Origin of the sequence: Streptomyces flavochromogenes (assembly GCF_000717595.1) — a bacterium.
Classification (GTDB): Bacteria; Actinomycetota; Actinomycetes; order Streptomycetales; family Streptomycetaceae; genus Streptomyces; species Streptomyces flavochromogenes.
On the sequence record NZ_JNZO01000090.1, the window covers coordinates 1 to 1,015 of the forward strand.

At 68.6% G+C, this 1,015-nt stretch carries 1 protein-coding gene; it reads left to right on the forward strand.

The window, feature by feature from the left end:
• Positions 1 to 1,015 (forward strand): acyltransferase domain-containing protein (locus IF00_RS0140340; protein ID WP_030327089.1); only part of this gene is annotated, 1,015 nt, incomplete at both ends.

Sequence of the window (1,015 nt, forward strand, 5' to 3'; positions counted from 1 at the left end):
CAGGGTTCGCAGTGGGCCGGAATGGCCGTCGAGCTCCTCGACTCCTCCCCCGTCTTCGCCCAGACCATCAACGCGTGCGAGACAGCCCTCACACCCTTCGTGGACTGGTCCCTCACCGCCGTCCTGCGCGGCGAAGACCACGCCCCCGGCCTCGACCGCGTCGACGTCGTCCAACCCGCCTCCTGGGCCATGATGATCGCCCTCGCCGCCCTCTGGCGCGCCAACGGCATCAACCCCACCGCCGTCATCGGCCACTCCCAGGGCGAAATCGCCGCAGCCGTCGTCGCCGGCGGCCTCACCATCGAAGACGGCGCCCGCGTCGTCGCCCTCCGCTCCCAAGCCCTCCGCGTCCTCTCCGGAGGCGGCGGCATGGCCTGGCTCAGCATCCCCGAAACCCAAGCCGAACACCTCCTCACCACCTGGCCCGGACAACTCTCCGTCGCCGCCGTCAACGGCCCCTCCTCCACCGTCGTCGCAGGCCGACCCGACGCACTCGACGCACTCCTCACCCACTGCGAAACCACCGGAATCTGGGCCCGCCGCATACCCGTCGACTACGCCTCCCACTCCGCACACGTCGACGACATCCAGCACACCCTCGCCGACCAACTGGCAGACGTCGCCCCCCGAACAGGCAAGATCGCCTTCCACTCCACCGTCACCGGCGACATCCTCGACACCAGCGCACTCGACGGCACCTACTGGTTCCGCAACCTCCGCAGCAAAGTCCGCCTCGCCGACGTCATCCAACAACTCGCCACACCCGACACCCTGTTCATCGAAGTCAGCGCACACCCCGTCCTCACCTCCGGCATCACCGAAACCCTCGGCGACACCGGCGCCGTCATCGCCACCCTCCACCGCAACAACGGCAGCCTCGAACGCTTCATCGAATCCGCCGCCGAAGCCTGGACCCACGGCGCCACCATCGACTGGCCCACACTCCTCCAGCCCTACCAACCCCACACCATCGAACTCCCCCCCTACCCCTTCCAACGCCAGCACTACTGGCTCG